Genomic DNA, 14,578 nt, shown 5'->3' with positions numbered 1-14,578 from the left:
CAGGGTCCGAAGCAGGATTGAAACGAGGGCTCGTGGACCAGATTTCCACACGCGATCTGATCATGGGGAACCCCGTCGCCCGCGCGTTCGCGGTGACGGGCGACGCCTGGACGCAACTGATCCTGCGCGAGGCCTTCTACGGCGCGCGGCGGTTCTCGCAGTGGCGCGACCGGCTCGGCATGCCGCGCAGCGTCCTGACCGACCGGCTCAACCGCCTCGTCGCCGCCGGCCTGTTCGAGCAGCGCCCGGCGAAGGAGTCGCCGACGCGCCTGGAGTACCGGCTGACGGAAATGGGGCTCGACATGTTCGGCACCGCCGTCATGCAGGGCCAGTGGGAGCGGAAGTGGGCGCGCTCGCCCCTGCAGGAGCGCTACGCCCTCGCCTTCTACGACCGCCACACCGGCGAGCCGGTGACACCGGCCATCTTCAATCATGAAGGCGGTCAGCCGGTCGATCCGCACTTCGTCCGCGGCGAGGTCGGCGAGGGGCTGGTCCCGATCGCGCCCCCGACGTCGCGCCGGCGCCGGACCCAGCCGATGGAGACGGACCGGGCGATCATCGACCGCTCGACCGACATCATGGGCGATTACTGGAGCTGGGCGGTGCTGGCCGCCGCCTTCTTCCGCATGCGCCGGTTCGACGAAATCCACGAGGCGCTGGGCGTCGCCACCAACATCCTGGCCGACCGCTTGAACCGCATGGTCCTGCACGGGGTGCTTGAGAAGAAGCTCTACCAGAAGGCGCCGCCGCGCTTCGAGTACCGGCTGACCCAGGCCGGGCTGGACCTGTTCCCGATGATCATGGCCATGCACGGCTGGAGCGAGCGCTGGCTCTGCCCCGACGGGCCGCCGCTGAAACTGGTCGACACCCGCACCGGCGAGGCGATCCATCCGGTCGTCTGCGACCTGGCGACGGGCCGCCTGCTGGACCCGCGCAACATCCGCTGGGAAGTCGAGGCGGCGCCGGGAACCCCCGGCGCCGCCCAGCCTCTTCCCTAGAAGCTCTGGCTCAGGGCCACGCCGAACGAGCGCGGCGCCCCGAAGACGCTGAAGCCCACGCCCACGTTCTTGATGATGTGGGTCTGGTACTCGGTGTCCGTCAGGTTCTTGCCATAGGCCGAAATCTTCAGGCCCGACGGCGACTCCCACGACAGGAAGGCGCTGACCAGCTCGTGCTCCGGCGACAGGACTTCGGGGTTGTTCGACGGATCGAAGTAGAAGGCGTCGGTCCACTGATAGTCGGCCCGCGCCGCCAGCACGCCGCCGGCCACATCCCATTCGCTGTCGATGTACAGGGTGTACTGGCTGTCCGGCGACCGCGGCAGGGTGTTGCCGTTGTAGGGCAGGACCAGCGCGCCCGATGCGGCGTTCGACGTGAACTTCGCATCCAGGCTGGTGTACGAGCCGCCGATGGTCAGGTTGTTGGTGATCGCCAGGGCGGTCTCGATCTCGAACCCATCCACCTCGGCCTGGGCGTTGGAGGTGACCAGCGCCAGTCCCAGCAGCTCATAGACCTGCAGGTCGGTGTACTCGAGCTTGAACGCCGCCGCGTTGAAGCGCAGCCGGCCCATCAGGGTCGACTTCACCCCGATCTCGTAGTTGTCGAGCAGTTCCGACGCGAGCGGCGTCAGCGCCTGGGCGCCGGACTGGGCCGTCGACGGGAAGGCCCCCGCCTTGTAGCCCCGGTCATAGCTGGCGTAGAGGCGCACGTTGTCGACCGGCTCGACCGCCAGGGCGATCTTCCAGCTCGGCTCGCTGAAGCTCTCGTCGCCGGTCACGTTGTACGGCGCGCCGCCCGGCCCCAGCGGAATGCCCGGGGGCGGATTGGCGCCGCCCTCGTTGTCGATCGCGATCTGGTGGATCTCGCGCTTGTCATGCGTCCACCGGGCGCCCAGCGTCAGTTCCCAGATGTCCGCGAACGGGATGTTGGCCTGGCCGAAGACCGCGAAGCTGCGGTTGGTCGCGTCCTGGATGAAGGTGGTGTCGCCGCCGAACGACGGCGGCGCAATGGGCAGCGCCGTGTTCACGATGAAGCGCTCGCTCCGCAGGATGTCTTCCTGGAACACATAGGCGCCGGCGACCCAGTTGATGTCCGATCCCGGCTTCGACGCCAGCCGGAACTCCTGGCTGAACTGGCGCGCCTTCTCCGAGGCCCGGTCGTCCACCTCCAGCGGGAAGGCCGGGAACGGCAGGCCGCCCAGATTGTCCCGCCAGCTGTAGTCGTTGTCCCGGAACGAGGTCAGGGAGACGAAGTCGAACGCCTGGCCGGAATGCTCGACCCGCGCCGTCACGCCGAAATTGGTGCGGTCCTGATAGTTGTCCGGCGACGAGAAGCTCTGCCGCCGGTCCAGACCTGTCCGCAGGGTATTGATCAGGGTGACGAAGGCCGGCGCGGTGGCCGAGGTCGTGACCGGGATGCGAGCGTGCCCGTCCATGTCGTCCTTCGAATAGTCGCCGCTCAGCAGGAGGCTCCAGTCGCCCGCCTCCTTCAGCACCGACACGCGCGCGCCCCAGGACGTTCCGCCCTCCAGCCCCTGGCCGGTCGGGACGTTCTCGGCATAGCCGTCGTTGGTGTTGTAGCGGGCGGCGAAGCGGATCGCGGTCTCGTCGTCCAGCTGGCGGTTCACCACCCCTTCGAGCCCGTACTCGTCGAAGCTGCCGATCCGGGCCGTCAGGCTGCCGGTGTTCTGGAAGACCGGCTTGCGGGTGTAGATGTTCAGCGCCCCGCCCGAGGCGTTACGGCCGTACAGCGTCCCCTGCGGCCCGCGCAGGACCTCGACCCGCTCGATGTCGAGGAAGGCCAGGGCGCTGGCGCCCGACCGGCCGATCGACACCTCGTCGATGGAGACGCCGATCGAGGGATCGCTGGCCGCCGAGTCGCTCGAGGACCCGACGCCGCGGATGTAGAGCTGCGGCTCGCCGATGTTGAACTGGGTCAGGGTCACGCCCGGCGCCTTGGCCGCGATGTCCTGGATGCCTGTCGCCGCCGTGCGCTCCAGCGTCTCGGCGTTGAAGGCGGTGATGGCGATCGGCACGTCCTGCAGGCTCTGCTCGCGGCGCTGCGCCGTGACGATCACCTCGTCGAGGGTGGCGGCGTCCTGCGGCGGCGCCTCCTGCGCGGCGGCGGGCGCGGCGAGCGCGGCGCCCAGCATCAGGGCGGCGACGGAGGCGGTTGTGGCGTGAACGAACTTCATTGGCGTTTCCCTCCCCAGGGCAGCGGCTCTCGTTGATCGAAAGCTCGACAGGAATAGTAACTTGCGCCAACGGACCAAGTTTGCAAGTCTTTTTACGCAAGCATGGAGGGGCGGATGGAACAGCGGTCGTTGAAGGACCGGGTCATCGTGGTCACGGGCGCCGGGCGCGGCCTGGGCCTGGCCTATGCGCTGGATCTGGCGTCCCGCGGGGCGAAGGTGGTGGTCAACACCCGGCCCCGCCCGTCGGGCCAGCTGGCCTCGGCCGAGGCCGTGGTCGAGCGAATCCGGGCCGCCGGCGGCCAGGCCGTCGCCTGCGCGCTCGGGGTCGAACAGGATGACGCCGGCGACCGCCTGCTGGAGGCCGCTCTCACCGCCTTCGGCCGCATCGACGGGCTGGTGAACAACGCCGGCGCTCCCGAAGCCAGAAGCCTGCACAAACAGACCCTGGCCGAGCTGCGGGCCGTCTTCGACATCAACTTCTTCGGCACGGTCAGCGCCACCCTGCCGATCTACCGCCACATGCGCGACCAGGGCGCGGGGCGGATCGTCATCACCACCTCCGCGGCCGGCCTGCACGGGGTGCACGGCATGGCCGCCTATTCCTCGTCCAAGGCGGCCCTGATCGGCCTGATGCGGGTCATCGCCCTGGAAGGCGCCTCCAGGGGCGTGCACGCCAACGCCGTCGCGCCCTATGCGCTGACCGGCATGACCGAGGCCTATGTCACCGACGAGGTCGGCCAGGCCATGCCGCCCGAGTATGTCGCCCCGGTGGTCAGCTGGCTGATGACCGAGGCCTGCCCGCTGAACGGCGAGACCCTGGTGGCGGGCGCCGGCAAGGTGCGCCGCGCCGCGCGGATCGAGGGTCCCGGCGTCCAGTTCGATCCGCCGGGCGAAGTCTCTCCTGACGACCTGACCGCGGCCATGGGCCCGCTGATGTCGCTCGAGGACTGGACCCTGCCGACCGACGGAAACGCCGCCTTCGAGGCCTTCCTGAAAGCCCGTCCGGCGACCGCCGTGCGCCTATCATGACTTGCACAAACGGACCGGCAAGAGCAGATTGCATTTCAAGACCCAAGGAGCCGAACCATGGCCGATGACGCGACCGCGGCGCGCCGGATCGAGACCGGTGAACTCACCCCGCTGAACCAGTTGAACCCCTATCTGCAGGGCCTCTACGAGCCTGTGGCGACCGAGACGACGGCGCTCGACCTGCCCGTCATCGGCGAGATTCCCAAAGACCTGTACGGCGCCTTCGTGCGCAATGGTCCCAACCCGGCCCAGGCCCCCGCGGGCCTGCATCACTGGTTCGACGGCGACGGCATGGTCCACGCCATCTGGTTCGAGAACGGCAAGGCCGAATACCGCAACCGCTATCTCGGAACCGACGACTACCGCGCCGAAAAGGCCGGCCTCGACATCCACGCCGGCGGGGTCATGGCCCCCTCGGCGCGGACCCGTCCGGGGTCGCAGCGCGGCGATCTCGTCTACAAGGACACGGCCAACACCGATCTGGTCTTCCACAACGGCTCGCTGATGGCCCTCTGGTACATCTCGGGCAAGCCGGTGCGGGTCCACGCCCACACCCTGGAGACGATCGGCAACGAGACCTTCGGCGGCGCCCTGCCCCGCCACGTCTCGGCCCACGGCAAGGTCGATCCCAAGACCGGCGAGTTCTGCTTCTTCGACTATTCGCTCTACGAGCCGTGGATGACCTTCGGCGTCGTCGACGCCCAGAACAACCTGACCAATTTCCAGAAGGTCGACCTGCCCGGACCGCGCCTGCCGCACGACATGGGCCTGACCGAGAACTACATCATCCTGCACGACCTGCCGGTCGTCTTCACCGAGGCCGGACTGCGCAACTCGATGTGGCAGATCAAGGTCGCCGACCAGCCCGCCCGCTTCGGCGTCGTCCCCAAGAACGGCAAGGGCGATCAGGTCCGCTGGTTCGAAACCGAGACCTGCTACATCTACCACGTCGTCAACGCCTGGGAGGACGGCGACGAGGTCGTCATGACCGCCTGCATGATGACGCCGAACGGCTATCCGCCGAACCCGGCCTATGGCCCCTACGCCTCGATGGTCAATGTGCTGGCGCTGAACGCCGTGCCGGTCGAGTGGCGCATGAACATGGTCACGGGCGAGGTGAAGAAACGCCGGCTGGACGACCGCATCGGCGAGTTCCCGGTGGTCAACCTCGACTACACCGGCCGCAAGACGAACTGGTCCTACCATGTCTCGATGGCGAAGCAGGAACTGCAGCGCTTCTCGGGCCTGATCAAATACGACCTCAACACCGGCGCGGCGAAGACGCACGACTTCGCGCCCGGCGTCGGCGGCTCCGAGCCCGCCTTCGCCCCCCGCGTCGGCGCGGTCGACGAGGACGACGGCTACGTCATCGTCTTCACCACCGACGAGGCCACGGGCCAGTCCGAGGTCCAGGTCATCGCGGCCAAGGATTTCGAGGCCGGCCCCATCGCCCGCATCCCCCTGCCCGCCCGCGTCCCCGCCGGCTTCCACGGCACCTGGGCGCCCGGCGCACAAGTCGCCGCCTGAGGATCAGTATGACCGCTTACATCGTCGACGCCGTCCGCACGCCCCGCGCCAAGGCCCGCCCCGACGGCGGCCTCGCGTCCCTCAAACCGCATGAACTGGTCGCCGGTCTGATCGATGCGCTCGACGCCCGCAACGGCGGCGCGGCGCACAGGGCCGACGCCCTGATCCTGGGCGCCGTGGGCCAGGTCGGGGCCCAGGGCGCCAACGTCGCCCTCGTGACCAAGATGCACGCGGGCCTGCCCGACGACGCCTACGCCTTCAGCCTGAACAACTACTGCGTCTCGGGCCTGACCGCGATCGGCCAGGCCGCCAACATGATCGCCGCCGGGGATGCGAAGACCGCGCTGGCGGGCGGGGTCGAGATGATGAGCCGCGTCCCCTTCATGGGCGACAAGGCCGACTACTACGAGGACGCCAGCTTCCCCCTGCGCACCCGCTACATCCCCGTCGTGGTCGCCGCCGACCGCCTGGCCGAGGACATCGGCGTGTCGCGTCAGGAGATGGACGACGCCGCCCTGCGCTCGCAGCAACGCACCGCCGCCGCCGAGGGCACGGCCCTGACCAAGTCGCGCATTCCCCTGAACGGTCTCGACAGGGAAGAGCCCGCCCGCGCCTCGACCACCGCCGAAAGCCTGGCGGCCATGCCCGCCGCCTTCGCCCCGCTGGGCGAGCAGTACGCCGAGGCCCTGGGCGGCCGGACCATCGACCACCGCCACACCGTCGCCCACGCCCCGCCCATGTGCGACGGCGCCGGCCTGGCCCTGGTCAGCGCCGCCGCCGACGGCGCGCGCGCGCGGATCGTCGCCTACGCCGAGGCCGGGGGCGATCCCGAGGCCTCGCTGACCGCCGGCTTCACCGCCATGGACCGGGCCCTCGCCAAGGCCGGACTGACGCTGGGCGACATGGACCGCATCGAGTTCATGGAGGCCTTCGCCGTCACCATCGTCAAATTCCTGCGCGAGCGGGACGTGGACGTCGACCGGGTCAACGTCGGCGGCGGCCACCTCGCCAAGGGGCACCCGATGGGCGCGACCGGCGCCATCCTGCTGTCGTCCCTGCTCGATGCGCTGGACGTCGCCGAGGGCCGCTACGGCCTGGTCGTCGCGGCGGGCGCCCAGGGCGTCGGCGCGGCCATGATCGTCGAACGGATCGGCTGACCATGGACGGGGGCCCGCTTGATCGTCACGCCGAACTGATCGCGCGCCACGCCGCGACGCTGGACGCCGCCATCCAGGCCGTGCGCACGCGTCAGGCCTGGAGCCCGTTCAGCGACTCGCCCTCGACGAAGATCCACGGCCAGGACAAGCCGCCCGCCGGCAAGGCCGCCTTCGAGGCGCGGCTGGGAACGACCTTCGACCTGGATCAGCCCGGCGCGACCGGCGCCACCGTCGGCGAGGAGGTCTCGCCCTATACGCAGCAGCCCCTCGACATCCGCTATCCGGTCAGCGACCCGGACGCGCTGGTGGCGTCCGCCGTCACCGCCATGGCGCAGTGGCGCGAGGTCGATTTCGAGCTCCGCCTCGCCCTGTGCCTGGAGATGGCGCAGCGGCTCTACGACCGCAATTTCGAGATGGCCCACGCGGTCATGCATGTGGCGGGTCAAAGCTACACCCAGGCCTTCAGCGGCTCGGGTCCCAATGCGCTCGACCGCGGCGTCGAGGCCCTGGCCTACGCCGCCAAGGCCATGCGCGACGTGACGCCGACCGCCGACTACCACCGCCCCTTCGGCGCCGATCAGGTGGCGCTGAGGAAGACCTACGCCCTGGTCCCGCGCGGCGTCGGCCTGGTCATCTGCTGCGCCTCCTTCCCGACCTGGAACGCCTATCCGGCGATGTTCGCCAGCCTGGCCACGGGCAATCCGGTCATCGTCAAGCCGCACCCCATCGCCGTCCTGCCCATGGCCCTGGTGGTCGAGACCTGCCGTCAGGTCCTGGCCGACTTCGGCTTCGATCCGAACCTGGTGACCCTGGCCGTGGACACCCTGGCCGAGCCCGTCGCGGGCCGCTTCATCGATCACCCGGACGTCCAGATCATCGACTTCACCGGAAGCCCCCGATACGGCGGCCATCTGGAGCGGACGGTGACCGGCAAGCTGCTGTTCACCGAGACGGCAGGCGTCAACACCGTGGTCATCGACAGCGTCGCCGACCTGGACGCCGTGGCCCGCGCCGTCGCCCGCTCCTCCAGCCTGTTCTCGGCCCAGATGTGCACCAGCCCGCAGGTGATCTACATCGCGCCCGACCTGTTCGAGGCCATGTCTTCGGCCATCGTGGATCAGATTGACGCCATCGCCGCCGACCCGGCCCAGGCCGCCGGAATCATGGGCGCCATCCAAGGCCAGGTCAGCCTCGACGTGGTCGCCGAGGCCCGCCGCGCCGCCGACGCCACGCCGGGCGCCCGCGTCCTGCGCGAGGCCGGCGCTTACGCCCACCCTCAGTTCCCCGACGCCCGCACCCTGACCCCGCTGGTCATCGCCGTCGAAGGCGCGGGCGATCTCGAGATCTACGCCGAGGAACGCTTCGGCCCGGTCCTGTTCCTGGTTTCCCGCCCCGCCGATGAAGCGGTGATGGAGGCGACTTGGCTGGCGAAGACGAAGGGCTCGATCAGCTCCTACCTCTATTCGATCGACGAGGCCTTCATCGACCGCGCCACGCCCGCCTACGAGGCCGCCGGGGCCAATCTGTCGATCAATCTGACCGGCGCGATGTGGATCAATTTCGCCGCCGCCTACAGCGACTATCACGTCACCGGCCTGAACCCGGCGGGCAACGCCTGCCTGGCCGACCTGGCCTTCGTCGCCTCGCGCTTCCGCATCGTCCAGCGACGGCGGCCGATCGCATGAGCGACGACGTCTTCCTCGCCGGCGTCTCCATGACCGCCTTCGGCAAGCGGCCGGACGACAGCGTCAAGTCGCTGACCGCCGAGGCCGTCGCCGAGGCCCTGACCGACGCGGGCGCGACCGTCGCCGACATTGAGGCCGCCTGGTTCTCCAACACCCGCCAGCCCATGCTGGAGGGTCAGAACACGGTGCGCGGCCAGATCGCCCTGCGTCCGCTCGGTCTGACCGGCATCCCCGTCGTCAACGTCGAGAACGCCTGCGCCTCCGGCTCGACCGCCCTGCTCCAGGCCGTCCACTGGCTCCGCGCCGGGGCGGGCGACATCGCCCTCGTCGTCGGGGTCGAAAAGATGGTCTTCCCCGACCGCCCGGACCGGGTCGCCGCCGCCTTCGCCGGCGGCACGGACATCCACGATCGCGCGGGCGTGTTGGCCTATATCGAGCGCATGGGCGGCGAAGCCCCCACGGACGGCCGCAGCCTGTTCATGGACCTCTACGCCGCCCAGGCCCGCGCCCACATGGCCCGCTTCGGCTCGACCCAGCTCGACCTCGCCCAGCTGGCGGCCAAGAACCACACGGCGGCGCAGCACAATCCCCGCTCCCAGTACCGCACGCCGATGACGACCGAGCAGGTGCTGGCCGACAAGCCCATCGTCTTCCCCTTCACCCGCGCCATGTGCGCGCCGGTCAGCGACGGCGCCGCCGCCGCCATCGTCTGCTCCGCGCGCGGTCTCAAGCGGCTGGGCGGCGAGGCCCGCGCGGTCCGCATCCGCGGCTGCGTCCTGGCCGGCGCCGGGGCTCGCGACGCCCGCGACTTCGACAACCACATCGGCCGCCGCGCCGCCCTGGCGGCCTACGAACAGGCGGGCGTCGCCCCCCAGGACATCGATCTGGCCGAAGTCCACGACGCCACCAGCTACGCCGAGCTCCAGCAGATCGAGAACCTCGGCCTTGCCGAGCCCGGCACGGTCGGCGCCCGCGCGGCCGTCGGCGACTTCGCGCTGGGCGGCAGAACACCCGTGAACCCCTCCGGCGGTCTCGTCGCCAAGGGCCATCCCGTCGGCGCCACGGGCCTCGCCCAGTTGTTCGAACTGACCACCCAGCTGCGCGGCGAGGCCGGCCCCCGGCAGGTCGGAGACGCCCGCATCGCCGTGGCCGAGAACGGCGGCGGCTTCCTCGGCGTCGAGGAGGCGGCCACCGTCGTCACCGTCCTGGAAGGCCGGGCCGCATGACCCATCCGATCCGCGCCCTCTACGAAAACGCCGCCGCCAAGGCCGGTCGCTCCGCCCTGTTCGACGGCGACACGGTCCTGACCCACGGCGAACTGATCTCCCTGGTCGAGCGCGCCGCCGCCGACCTGACCGCGCGCGGGATCCAGCCCGGCGACCGTGTCGGCCTGTGCGCCGCCAACACCTGGCGCCATGTCGTCGCCTACCTCGCCATCCTGCGCGCCAATGCGGTGTGGACCCCGCTCAATCCCCGCAACGGCGCAGGCCTGAACGGCGACTTCCAGCGCCGCGCGAGCCTGGCTCTCACCCTGCATGATGTCGGCTCCGTCGGCGCGCTGGGCTCCACCGCCCGCCCCCTGCCGCTCGAGGCCTGGCTGGACAGCCTGCCCGACGCCGCCCCGCCCGCGATCCTCGACGAGCCCGACGCCCCCTTCGCCCTGAAGTTCACCGGCGGCTCGACCGGCGTGCCCAAGGGCGTGGTCCAGTCCCAGGCCAGCGGCGCGGCGGCTCTCCGTTCGCTGCAGGGCTTCTACGAATTCACCCCCGACGACGTGAACCTGGCCGTCGCGCCCCTGACCCACGGCTCGTCCCACTACATCCTGCCGGTGCTGGCGGCGGGCGGGTCCCACGTCCTGCTGGCCGCGCCGGACCGCGCCGCCATCCTCGATGAGCTGAAGCGCCGGACCACCGTCGTCTTCATGCCGCCCACCCTGATCGCCCTGCTGATGGGCGAAACCGACTTCCGGCCCGAAGACTTCCCGCGCCTGCGCCACCTGACCTATTCCGCCGCCCCCATGTCGCCGGGCCGCATCGCCCAGGCGGTCTGCCGCTTCGGCCCGGTGCTGTCGGCCCTGTACGGCCAGACCGAAGCGCCGATGGCCATCACCGGCCAGAGCCCCGCCGACATGGCCGACCCCGACCTGCGCGGCTCCGTCGGCCGCCCCTTCCCCGGCACCCCCGTCGGCCTGCTGACCCGCGAGGGCCAGGTGCTGTCACGCGGCGAAGGCGAGGTGGTGGTCGGCGGCGACCTGGCCTGCACCGAATACCTGGACGCGCCCGAGCTGACCGCGGCGACCCGGCACGACGGCTGGCTGAAGACCGGCGACATCGGCCGCATCGGCCCCGACGGCCGCCTGACCCTGATCGGCCGCTCCAAGGAGCTGATCATCACCGGCGGCTACAACGTCTATCCCGGTGAGGTCGAGGCCGCGCTGAACGCCCATCCCGCCGTGCGCGAGGCCTGCGCCTTCGGCCTGCCCGACGACGTCTGGGGCGAGCGCCTGGAGGCCGCCGTGGCCGTCGACGCCCGCTTCGTCGACGACGCCGCCATCCGCGCCTTCGTCCGCGAGGCCATCGGCCCCGTCCGCACGCCCAAACGCCTGCACCTCATGCCCGCCCTGCCCCGCAACCCGGTCGGCAAGGTGGTGCGCGGCGAGGTCCGCAGCCTGCTCTATCCCGACGCCAGCATCGCCGTGGAGGTCCGCCCATGATCGTCATTCCCGAACACCGCATCCGCGAGATGAAGGCTCGCGGCTGGTGGGGCGACGTCACCCTGGACGACCTGTTCCAGAAGCATGTGAAGGCCCATCCGGACACGGAGGCCCTGGTCGATCCGTTCAACGCCCCGGACTTCGTCGGCGGGACCGCCGAGCGCCTGACCTGGCGCCAGACGGCCGACGCGGTCGATCGCCTCTGCGCCGTCCTGACCGCCCACGGGATCCGCAAGGACGACGTGGTCGTGGTCCAGCTGCCCAACATCACCGAACTGACCATCAGCTACCTGGCCTGCCTGCGGCTGGGGATCATCGTCAGCCCCGCCCCGGTCCAGTACCGCGAGCACGAGCTGGGCTACATCATCGGCCAGACCGACGCCGTCGCCGCCATCACCAACGACCGCATCGGCAAGCAGATGCACGGCGAGATGATCGTCGGCCTCAAGGCGACCTGCCCGACCCTGAAGACCGTCTTCGTCCTGGGCCAGACCTGCCCCGAGGGCGGCCTCGACCTCGAGCCCCTGATGGACGGCGTCACCCGCGACCAGCACAAGGCCGCGCAGAAGGCGGCGAAGGCTGCGGCCATCACCGCCGATGACATCGTCACCATCTGCTGGACCTCCGGCACCGAGGCCCAGCCCAAGGGCGTGCCGCGCAGCCATAACGAATGGATCATCATGGGCGACGGCGTGATCGACGCCGCCGACCTGGCCCCCGGCGCGCGCCTGCTGAACCCCTTCCCGATGGTCAACATGGGCGGCATCTCCACCGCCTTCATCGGCTGGCTGCTGCTGGGCGGAGCCCTGATCCAGCACCATCCGTTCGACCTTCAGGTCCTGCTCAAGCAGATGCGCGACGAGAGGATCGACTACACCGTCGCCCCGCCGGCCGTGCTGAACCTGCTCCTCCAGAACGAGGCCCTGCTGGAGGGCATCGACTTCAACCGGCTGAAGTCCATCGGCTCGGGCTCGGCGCCCCTGTCGGAGTGGATGGTGCGGACCTTCCACGAAAAATACGGGGTCCAGATCGTCAACTATTTCGGCTCCAACGAGGGGGCCTCCTTCCCCTCGGCGCTGAAGGACCTGCCCGAGGCCGCCGACCGCGCCAGCCTGTTCCCCCGCCTCGGCGAGGGCTTCACATGGGCCTGCAAGCTGCACGACCGCATCTTCACCCGCCTGGTCGATCCCGAGACCGAACAGGAGATCACCGACGCCGGCCTGCCCGGCGAGCTGCGGGTCAAGGGCGCCACCATCTTCTCCGGCTACTGGCGCGCGCCCGAGATCAACGCCCGCGCCTTCGACGCCGACGGCTGGTTCCGCACCGGCGACCTGTTCGAGCTGGCCGGCGACCGCAGGCAGCACCTGAAATTCGTCGGCCGGCTGAAGGACATCATCATCCGCGGCGGCATGAACATCTCCTCCGAGGAGATCGAGAACCACCTGATGGCCCACCCCGCCGTCGCCGAGGCCGCCGTCGTCGGCGCCCCGGATCCCAATCTGGGCGAGCGCCTCGCGGCCTTCGTCGTCTTCCGTCCCGGCCAGCAAGCCAGCCTGGCCGAGATCAACGCCTTCCTGACCGGCGACCGCCAGATCGCCGTCTACAAGCAGATCGAACGCCTCGAGACCATCGAGGCCCTCCCCCGCAATCCAGTCGGCAAGATCCTCAAGCGGGATCTGCGCCAACGCGTCGCCACCGAGACCCTGTCCGCATGACCTCTCCCTTCGACACCCTGCGCCTGCCCGTGTTCGCGGCGCCCATGTTCCTGATCAGCGGGCCGGAACTGGTCATCGCCGCCTGCAGGGCCGGCGTGGGCGGGGCCTTCCCCACCCCCAACTGCCGCACGGTCGAGGACCTGGATGTCTGGATGGGCACGATCACCGATGCGCTGAAGCCGGGCGACGCTCCGTGGATCGCCAACATGATCACCCACTCGACCAACGCGCGCCTGCCCGAAGACCTGCGCCTGATCGCCGAATACAAGCCGCCGGTCGTGATCACCGCCCTGGGTTCGCCCAAGCCGGTCATGGAGACGGTCAAGAGCTACGGCGGCCTGGTCTTCGCCGACGTCGTCTCGATGAAGCTGGCCAAGAAGGCCGCTGAAGCCGGCGTCGACGGCCTGGCCTGCGTCAGCGCGGGCGCCGGCGGCCACACCGGCCACCTGTCGCCCTTCGCCTTCATCTCGGCGGTGCGTGACTTCTTCGACGGATACATAGCCGTCGGCGGCGGGATCGGCGACGGGGCGGGCGTGGCCGGCGCCGTCGCGGCGGGCGCGGACTTCGTCTACATGGGGACGCGCTTCCTGGCCTCCGAAGAGAGCATGGCCCAGCCGGAGTACAAGCAGATGGTCGTGGACGCGGGTCCCGACGATCTGGTCGTCTCCGCCTCGGTCACCGGCACCCCGGCCTCGTGGCTGCGCCCCAGCCTGCTGGCCGCCGGCCAGGATCCCGACAACCTCGGCGCCGCCCCGGACCGCAACTACACCTCGGGCGGCTCGACCAAGCGCTGGCGCGATATCTGGGCCGCCGGCCAGGGGCTTGAGGCCGTCCGCGCCGTCGAGCCGGTCAGCAAGATCGTCGACCAGCTGTCCGGCGAATACGACGCCGCCATCGCCCGCTTCCAGACCCGCACGGGCGCCCGCCGGATACAGGGGGCCGCGGCGTGACCTCCGCTCCGGCCAGAGTCGTCGCGCCTGTCGACTTCGAGCTCGACCCGACCGTTTCCGGCCTCGAACTGCTGCGCCGCTGGGCGCGCAAGGCGGACACGGTGGGCGGCTATCCGCAGCGGCTCGGCGCCTGGCCGGTCGAGTTCGAAGAACGGCTGGTCCGCATCGTCTGCGACCTCGATCCCGGCCACGCCAATTTCGTGGGTCTGGTTCACGGCGGGGTCCTGGCCTCGCTGGTGGACGTCGCGGGCGGCAGCGCCGTCATGACCATTCTCGAGCCCGGCCAGACCCTGCTGACCACCGACCTGTCGATGCGTTTCCTCAACGCCGCCCCGATGGACTGCGCCCGGCTGGAGACGGTCGGCCGGGTGACCTTCCACGACGCCCGCAAGGCCGTGGTCGAGGCGACCATCAGCACCCCCGACGGCCTCGTCATCGCGCAAGGCACGGTCGGGGTGTCGATCCGCTCTCCCCGCTGATCGTCCTATGACGGCGCCGCGCGCGCGGGCGCTGATTGCGCCGCCAAAATCAAAACAGGCGTCTATTCCCCTGGCTGGGGAGGCGGAGCGTCATCGGGGTCACTATCTGGAGTGAGACGCTGTCGTCGCT

Annotated in this window: 11 protein-coding genes; 10 read left to right on the top strand and 1 reads right to left on the bottom strand. The window is 70.2% G+C overall.

Features of this window, described 5'->3' with window-relative positions; genetic code table 11:
* Positions 1-62 precede the first annotated feature (62 nt).
* A complete protein-coding gene (locus AC3WRV_RS06520; RefSeq protein ID WP_492312587.1) occupies positions 63-998 on the top strand; it encodes a winged helix-turn-helix transcriptional regulator in 936 nt (311 codons plus the stop codon).
* Here the strand turns inward: AC3WRV_RS06520 and AC3WRV_RS06515 are convergent.
* Complete coding sequence (locus tag AC3WRV_RS06515) at positions 995-3,193, bottom strand: TonB-dependent receptor (protein ID WP_492312586.1); 2,199 nt, start codon at positions 3,191-3,193, stop codon at positions 995-997. The genes AC3WRV_RS06520 and AC3WRV_RS06515 overlap by 4 nt on opposite strands.
* A gap of 114 nt (positions 3,194-3,307) precedes the next feature.
* Between AC3WRV_RS06515 and AC3WRV_RS06510 the strand changes: the two genes are divergently transcribed.
* The 9 genes from AC3WRV_RS06510 to AC3WRV_RS06470 are packed head-to-tail and all read left to right on the top strand — an operon-like array spanning position 3,308 to position 14,448.
* The gene (locus AC3WRV_RS06510) at positions 3,308-4,222 is read left to right on the top strand and encodes an SDR family NAD(P)-dependent oxidoreductase (protein ID WP_492312585.1); all 915 of its coding nucleotides are present in this window, start codon (positions 3,308-3,310) and stop codon (positions 4,220-4,222) included.
* Between the two features lie 57 nt (positions 4,223-4,279).
* On the top strand, positions 4,280-5,749 hold the full coding sequence (locus tag AC3WRV_RS06505; RefSeq protein ID WP_492312584.1) for a carotenoid oxygenase family protein: 1,470 nt from the start codon (positions 4,280-4,282) through the stop codon (positions 5,747-5,749).
* Between the two features lie 8 nt (positions 5,750-5,757).
* Positions 5,758-6,906, top strand: a complete 1,149-nt coding sequence (locus AC3WRV_RS06500) for an acetyl-CoA C-acyltransferase (protein ID WP_291833409.1) — start codon at positions 5,758-5,760, stop codon at positions 6,904-6,906.
* A 2-nt stretch (positions 6,907-6,908) separates the two neighbouring features.
* Entirely contained in the window at positions 6,909-8,591 is a 1,683-nt protein-coding gene (locus tag AC3WRV_RS06495; RefSeq protein ID WP_492312583.1) for an aldehyde dehydrogenase family protein, read from the top strand.
* Entirely contained in the window at positions 8,588-9,817 is a 1,230-nt protein-coding gene (locus AC3WRV_RS06490; protein ID WP_492312582.1) for a thiolase family protein, read from the top strand. Before AC3WRV_RS06495 ends, AC3WRV_RS06490 begins: the two co-directional genes overlap by 4 nt.
* A complete protein-coding gene (locus AC3WRV_RS06485) occupies positions 9,814-11,304 on the top strand; it encodes a class I adenylate-forming enzyme family protein (RefSeq protein ID WP_492312581.1) in 1,491 nt (496 codons plus the stop codon). The genes AC3WRV_RS06490 and AC3WRV_RS06485 overlap by 4 nt, the downstream gene beginning before the upstream one ends.
* On the top strand, positions 11,301-13,019 hold the full coding sequence (locus tag AC3WRV_RS06480; RefSeq protein WP_492312580.1) for a class I adenylate-forming enzyme family protein: 1,719 nt from the start codon (positions 11,301-11,303) through the stop codon (positions 13,017-13,019). Before AC3WRV_RS06485 ends, AC3WRV_RS06480 begins: the two co-directional genes overlap by 4 nt.
* Positions 13,016-13,969 carry an NAD(P)H-dependent flavin oxidoreductase gene (locus AC3WRV_RS06475; protein ID WP_492312579.1) on the top strand — a complete coding sequence of 318 codons (954 nt, stop codon included), beginning with the start codon at positions 13,016-13,018 and terminating at the stop codon, positions 13,967-13,969. Before AC3WRV_RS06480 ends, AC3WRV_RS06475 begins: the two co-directional genes overlap by 4 nt.
* A complete protein-coding gene (locus AC3WRV_RS06470) occupies positions 13,966-14,448 on the top strand; it encodes a PaaI family thioesterase (protein ID WP_492312578.1) in 483 nt (160 codons plus the stop codon). The genes AC3WRV_RS06475 and AC3WRV_RS06470 overlap by 4 nt, the downstream gene beginning before the upstream one ends.
* Positions 14,449-14,578 lie beyond the last annotated feature (130 nt).

This window comes from Brevundimonas sp. EU05-FHT14B11 (assembly GCF_058790835.1).
The sequence above is the reverse complement of the archived record's forward strand: the minus strand, read 5'-3'. Positions and strand labels throughout refer to the sequence as shown.

Coding starts and splice junctions, on each gene's coding strand:
- AC3WRV_RS06520 (WP_492312587.1), top strand. CDS start 63: ATGGGGAACCCCGTCGCCCGCGCGTTCGCGGTGACGGGCGACGCCTGG.
- AC3WRV_RS06515 (WP_492312586.1), bottom strand. CDS start 3,193: ATGAAGTTCGTTCACGCCACAACCGCCTCCGTCGCCGCCCTGATGCTG.
- AC3WRV_RS06510 (WP_492312585.1), top strand. CDS start 3,308: ATGGAACAGCGGTCGTTGAAGGACCGGGTCATCGTGGTCACGGGCGCC.
- AC3WRV_RS06505 (WP_492312584.1), top strand. CDS start 4,280: ATGGCCGATGACGCGACCGCGGCGCGCCGGATCGAGACCGGTGAACTC.
- AC3WRV_RS06500 (WP_291833409.1), top strand. CDS start 5,758: ATGACCGCTTACATCGTCGACGCCGTCCGCACGCCCCGCGCCAAGGCC.
- AC3WRV_RS06495 (WP_492312583.1), top strand. CDS start 6,909: ATGGACGGGGGCCCGCTTGATCGTCACGCCGAACTGATCGCGCGCCAC.
- AC3WRV_RS06490 (WP_492312582.1), top strand. CDS start 8,588: ATGAGCGACGACGTCTTCCTCGCCGGCGTCTCCATGACCGCCTTCGGC.
- AC3WRV_RS06485 (WP_492312581.1), top strand. CDS start 9,814: ATGACCCATCCGATCCGCGCCCTCTACGAAAACGCCGCCGCCAAGGCC.
- AC3WRV_RS06480 (WP_492312580.1), top strand. CDS start 11,301: ATGATCGTCATTCCCGAACACCGCATCCGCGAGATGAAGGCTCGCGGC.
- AC3WRV_RS06475 (WP_492312579.1), top strand. CDS start 13,016: ATGACCTCTCCCTTCGACACCCTGCGCCTGCCCGTGTTCGCGGCGCCC.